The 6,148-nt window shown below is 69.2% G+C and carries 1 protein-coding gene; it reads right to left on the reverse strand.

What is annotated here, in order from left to right; translation table 11 throughout:
- A partial coding sequence (locus tag ACGF2V_RS31000) for an amino acid adenylation domain-containing protein (RefSeq protein ID WP_362711200.1) occupies positions 1-6,148 on the reverse strand: 6,148 nt, incomplete at both ends.

The following is a 6,148-nucleotide window of genomic DNA, read 5'->3' on the forward strand; positions in this document are numbered from 1 at the left end:
CACACCACAGCAACCGCCCCAGGAACAGCCCCCACACGCCCCGCGACCAACTCCACCACCGAACAACCACCCACACCCACACCAGGACCCGCCCACTCCCCCAGGGCCAGTTCGCGTTCGACGGGGTCCAGGCACTCCAGCCGGTCGAGCGGCGCCATCGGCGACGCCACCGCCGCCTCCGCGAGAGCGATCCAGTGGCGGCACATCCGCTCGACCGTGGCAGCGTCGAACAGGTCCGTGTTGAACTCGGCCACGGCGGCGAGGCCACCACCATCCGTCTGCTGGAAGTGCAGACTCAGCTCGAACTGGGCTGCCTCACGCGGCACCGCCTCGTCCTCGACACGCAGGCCGGGAAGCTCGAAGGCGCCCATCGGGGTGTTCTGGAGCGCAACGAGCGCCTGGACGAGCGGGGTGCGGGAGGTGTCGCGCTCGGGAGCCAGCTCCTCGATGAGCCGGCTGAACGGCACGTCCTGGTGCGCGAACGCGTCCAGCGTCGTTTCCCGCACGTCTGACAGCAGCTCTCCGAAGCCCACGGACTCGTCGACGCGCGACCGCAGCACCAGCGTGTTGACGAAGAACCCGACCAGATCTTCGATCTCGGCTCGCTCCCGCCCGGAGACCACGGTGCCCACGGCGATGTCCCGCTGCCCGCTGTAACGCGACAGCAGCAACTGCGTCACCGCGGTCAGGGCCATGAAGAGGCTCGCCCCACGCTCCTGGCTCAGCCTTGTGAGCCGGTTCGCCAGCTCCGACGAGACCTCGAACGCGTGCAGGGCACCGGCCGAGGTACGCACGGCCGGACGCGGCCGGTCCGTCGGCAGCTCCAACGGCTCCAGACCGGCCAGCTTTCCGCGCCAGTAGTCGAGCTGGCCATCCAGCGCTTCGCCTGCCAGATGCTCACGCTGCCAGACGGCGAAGTCCGGGTACTGCACCGGGAGTTCGGCAAGCGAAGCGTCTTCGCCGCGTACGGCGGCGGTGTAGAGCGCGCTCAGCTCGCGGGTAACCACGCCCATGGACCAGCCGTCGGTCACGATGTGGTGCATCGACAGCGCCAGAACGTGCTCACACTCGGAGAGACGGACCAGCACGACTCGCGTGAGCGGACCGTTGCGCAGGTCGAACGGCAGCGCCGCCTCGTCGGCCAGCACGGCCCTGAGCCCGTCCTCGCCTGCCGCTTCCACCACACGGACGGCCACCTCGGAGTCCTCGGGCGCGTGGACCGTCTGAACGCCCTGGCCGTCGACGGAGTCGAAGGTTGTACGCAGGGCCTCGTGCCGGGCGACGAGTCCGGCCACGGCCGCCCGCAGCGCCACGACATCCAACTCACCCGTCAGACGCAGAGCGGCGGAGATGTTGTACTCGGTGCCGCCAGGAGTGAAGTTGTCCAGGAACCAGAGGCGTTCCTGGGCGAAGGAGAGCGGGAGCGGTCCGGTACGGGGTGCGGGGCGGATCCCCGGCTCCTCCGGCTCGTCACCGGCGACCTGCCCGGCCAGGGCCGCGACGGTCGGGTGGTCGAACAGGGCACGGGGGGACAAGCCTGTGCCCAGGGCGCCGCGCAGACGCGAGACGACCTTCAGACTGGAGATCGAGTCACCGCCCAGCGCGAAGAAGTCGTCGTGCACACCCACCTGTTCGACACCGAGGACATCGGCCCAGATGCCCGCGAGGATCTTCTCGGTATCGGTGCGCGGGGCGACGTACTCCTCCCCCGCGCCCGACTCCGCCTCGGGCGCGGGCAGCGCCCTGCGGTCGACCTTCCCGTTGACCGTGAGCGGCAGTTCGTCCAGGACGACGAACGCCGACGGCACCATGTACTCCGGCAACAGCCCGGCCGCGTGCTCCCGGATCTCGGCCGTGTCGGGGACGCGACCGGCGGCCGGGACGAGGTAGGCGACCAGGCGCTTCACCCCGGGACGGTCCTCACGGACCTGCACCGACACCACACCCACCGATCCGTGCCGGGAAAGCACCGCCTCGATCTCCGCGACCTCGATACGGAAGCCCCGCACCTTGACCTGACCGTCACCACGGCCCAGGAAGTCCAGCCGGCCGTCCTCGCGCCACCGCACCACATCACCCGTGCGATACAACCTCCCGCCCTCACCGAACGGGTCCGCGACGAACCGCTCCGACGTCAGATCGGACCTGCCGTCATAGCCACGCGCCAGACCGCAACCACCCAGATACAACTCCCCGGGGACACCCACCCCGACCGGCCTGAGCGCGGCATCCAGCACATACGCACGGGTGTTGTCCATGACCCGGCCCAACGGCACCGCACCACCCGCCGCGTCCACCGCCCCGATCGGTCCGCACACCGCGAACGTCGTCGACTCCGTCGGACCGTAGCCGTTGACCAGCACCAGCCCGGCGCAGGTGTCCAGCACACGGCGGGCCGCCGCGGCCGGAACCGCGTCACCACCCGTCCACACCTCACGCAGACCCGCGAAACACGCGGGGTCCTCCTCCGCCAGCACACCGAACAGCGCCGCGGTCACCCACAGACCCGTGACACCCGCCGCGACCGCCTCACGCACCACCGACGCGCTCAGCTCCGCCTCCGCCACGACCACGGTCCCGCCGTTCAGCAACGGCACCCACACCTCATACGTCGCCGCGTCGAACGAATGCGGCGAATGGAACAACACCGAACCATGCGCACCCGAACCCCAACGACCGTCCGCCGCCAACGCCACGACGTCCCCATGCGTGACCGCCACACCCTTCGGCACACCCGTCGACCCCGACGTGAACATCACATACGCCAACGACCCCGACGGAATCACCGCGGGAAGGCCCGCCACACCGACCGGCTCCGCGTCCACCGCCAGCGCCGGAACACCCCCGACCTCCGCCGAGCCCCGATCCGTGAGCACCAGCCCGGCACCGGCCTGCGCCAGCACCTGCCGCACCCGCTCCTCCGGATACGAACCATGCACCGGCACATACACACCACCGGCCTTCAACACACCCAACATCGCCACGACCACATCCACCGACCGCTCCAACAGCAGCCCCACCCTGGACTCAGCCGCAACCCCCCGCTCGACCAGCAGCCGCGCCAGCCGGTCCGAGGACGCGTCCAACTCCGCATAGGACAGCATCGCGTCACCGCATCGCACGGCCACCGCATCCGGTGCCGCCGCGACCCGGCGGGCGAACGCCTCGACAACCGAGGCGTCGTCGAGCGCAGAGGCCCCTCCGTCGGCCCACTCGTCAGCGACGAGGGCACGCTCCTCGGGAGCCAGGAGGTCCAGCGCTCCGAGCCGGGTCTCTGCGTTGTCCACGAGCGTGGTGAGCACCTGCGCGAGGCGGCCGGCCAGGCTGTCGACCGTGGTCCGGTCGAAGAGGGCGGGGTCGTAGGCGAGCGTCATGTCGAGACGTTCACCAGCCAGTCCGGCGATGAGCGTGAGCGCGTAGTTGGTCGATTCGACGGCCTGAACACCGCTGACCGACACGCCATGGCGCTCAGCCGCAGTCGAATCGACCGGATAGTTCTCGAACACCACCAAACTGTCGAACAACGAAGCACCCGCGGGTAGATCGGTCTCCATGTCCGACAACGCCACGTACTCGAACTGACGCGCCTCCACCAGATCCGACTGCACACCCCCCAACCACGACACCACCGGCACCGACGGATCCACCGCCACCCGCACCGGCACCGTGTTGATGAACAGACCCAGCATGTCCTCCACGCCCGGCAGATCCGCCGGACGCCCCGACACCGTCGTCCCGAACACCACATCACCCGAACCGGACGACGCCCCCGCCGACTGCGACAACAACAACGCCCACGCACCCTGAACCACCGCGTTCACCGTCAGTCGATGCCGACGCGCGAACCCACCAACCCGACCCGCAACCCCAGCACCCAACACCACCGGCACCCGGCCACTCGAACGACCCCGCTCCGCCTCACCCGGCAAACGGTCGTACGGCAACACCACCGGATCCGAAACACCCGCAAGCCGATCACGCCAGAAAGCCCGCCCAGCACTGGCATCCTGACCCACCAGCCAACGCACATACTCACCGAACGAACCCCGGGACCCCGCGCCTCTCCCGGCCCCGTCACCGGCGTACTCAGCCAGCACGTCCGGCACCAACGCCGCCGTACTCCACCCGTCCAACAACACGTGATGGAACGTCCACACCACCTGCACCGCATCGCCCGACAACCGAGCCAACACCACCCGCAACAAAGGAGCAGAGGTGAGATCGATCCCGCGGGCACGGTCCTGGTCCATCAGGTCGGCCAGGGCCTCGGCCTGCCGCTCCTCCGCCAAATCAGTCCAGTCGAGCACGGTGACCGGCACCGTCACCTCGCGGTGCACCACCTGCACGGGTTCCGACAGCCCCTCCCATGCCAACGACACCCGCAACGCGTCCGCATGCCCCACCACCGTCTGCCACGCACGCGCCAACCGTTCCACATCCGACACGCCATCAAGCCGGAACACGAACTGCTCCAGATACGCCGACGAACCCGGATCCGCCAACGCATGGAACAGCATCCCCGCCTGCAACGGCGTCAACGGATACACATCCTCCACACCCCGACCCTCACCCACCACACGATCCACCTCCACCTGAGACAACCCCACCAACGGGAAGTCCGACGGAGTACAACCACCCGCACCCGCAGCCTCGCAATGCACCACACACGCGACCAACTCCGCCGCAAACGCCTCCGCCAAACCCCGCACCGTCTCCTCACGATGCACATCCCCCGAGTAGATCCACGAGAACGCGAGACGGCCGTCCTGGATGGCTCCCACCACATCGATCAGATGCGTGCGGTTCTCGTGCGGCGCGTGGTCGCCGCCCGGCAGCGGTAGGGCGCCTCGGAAGAGGCCGTCGCCGGCTTCGCCGCCGATGTCGAAGTGACCGTGGTAGTTGAAGCTGATCTGCGGGTCGTCCTGGGCCCCGCCCTCCAGTCCCAGGTAGCGCAGGGCGCCGTAACCCACGCCCCGGTCCGGAACAGCCCGCAACTGCTCCTTCACCGACTTCAGATCAGGACCCCAGTCACCAACCCGACCGACCTCACCCCTGCCACCGTTCTCGCCACCCTCGCCCGACAGCCTCAGAGCCACCGGATACACCGACGTGAACCACCCCACCGTCCGCGTCAGGTCCACACCCGCGAACAACTCCTCACGACCATGCCCCTCCAACAACACGGGAACCCGGTCACGACCCGTCCACCCACGCAAAACTCGCGCCAACGCCGTCAACAACACGTCATTCGCCTGCGTCCGATACACCGCCGGCACCCGCTGCACCAACGCCTCCGTCTCCTCCACCGACAGAGCGACGGAGACTGTACGGGCCGAGGCCACGGTGTTGGTTCCGTCGGGGTTGTCGAGCGGCAGTCGGTGGTCGGCCCGCGCAGTGGCGGAGGCCCAGTAGTCACGCTGGGCGTCGAACCCGCCGCGTGCGGTGTGATTCGCCAGTTCCTGTGCCCACTGACGCACGGAAGTGGTCTTGGGACCGAGGTCGGGCGTGTGCCCGGCGACCACCTGTTCGTACGCCGTGCTCAGGTCCTCCATCAGGATGCGGAAGGACACGCCGTCGATGACCAGATGGTGGGCCGCGAGGAAGAACCACGGGGCACGTCCCGCGCCCCTCCGGCCGAGAAGGACGCGGACGAGCGGGCCGCCGTCGAGGTCCAGGTCCGACTGGGCGGCGGTGGCAAGCTGCTGCCATCGTGCCTCTGCCTCGGCGTCGTCCTGGGGCAGGTCGTGGGACGCGAAGATCCCTTCCACGCTGATGGCGGAGCCGTCCTCGTACCGGGCCGAGGTGCGACCGGCGAAGGTGGTACGGAGAGCGTCGTGCTGGGACAGCACGGCGCCGAGCGCCCTCAGCAGGGCCGCTTCGTCCGTCTCCGGGTCCAGGGCGAGAGCCAGCGACATGTTGAAGTGCTCCGGGGCCACGGGGTGGGTCTCGAAGAACCACTCCCGGGCGGGCAGCGTCGGGATCTGGCCGGTGAGCTCGCCCTGCTCAGCGGTCGAGGTCGGCGCGACGTCCGACTCCACGGCCGGGACGACCGCGGCGAGCGAAGAGATGGTGGGGTGTTGGAAGACGTCCCGGGAGGAGAGCGCGAGTCCTGCGCGGCGGGCCCTTGAGACGACCTGGAGGCTGATGA

Origin of the sequence: Streptomyces sp. NPDC047982 (assembly GCF_043204165.1) — a bacterium.
Lineage (GTDB): Bacteria > Actinomycetota > Actinomycetes > Streptomycetales > Streptomycetaceae > Streptomyces.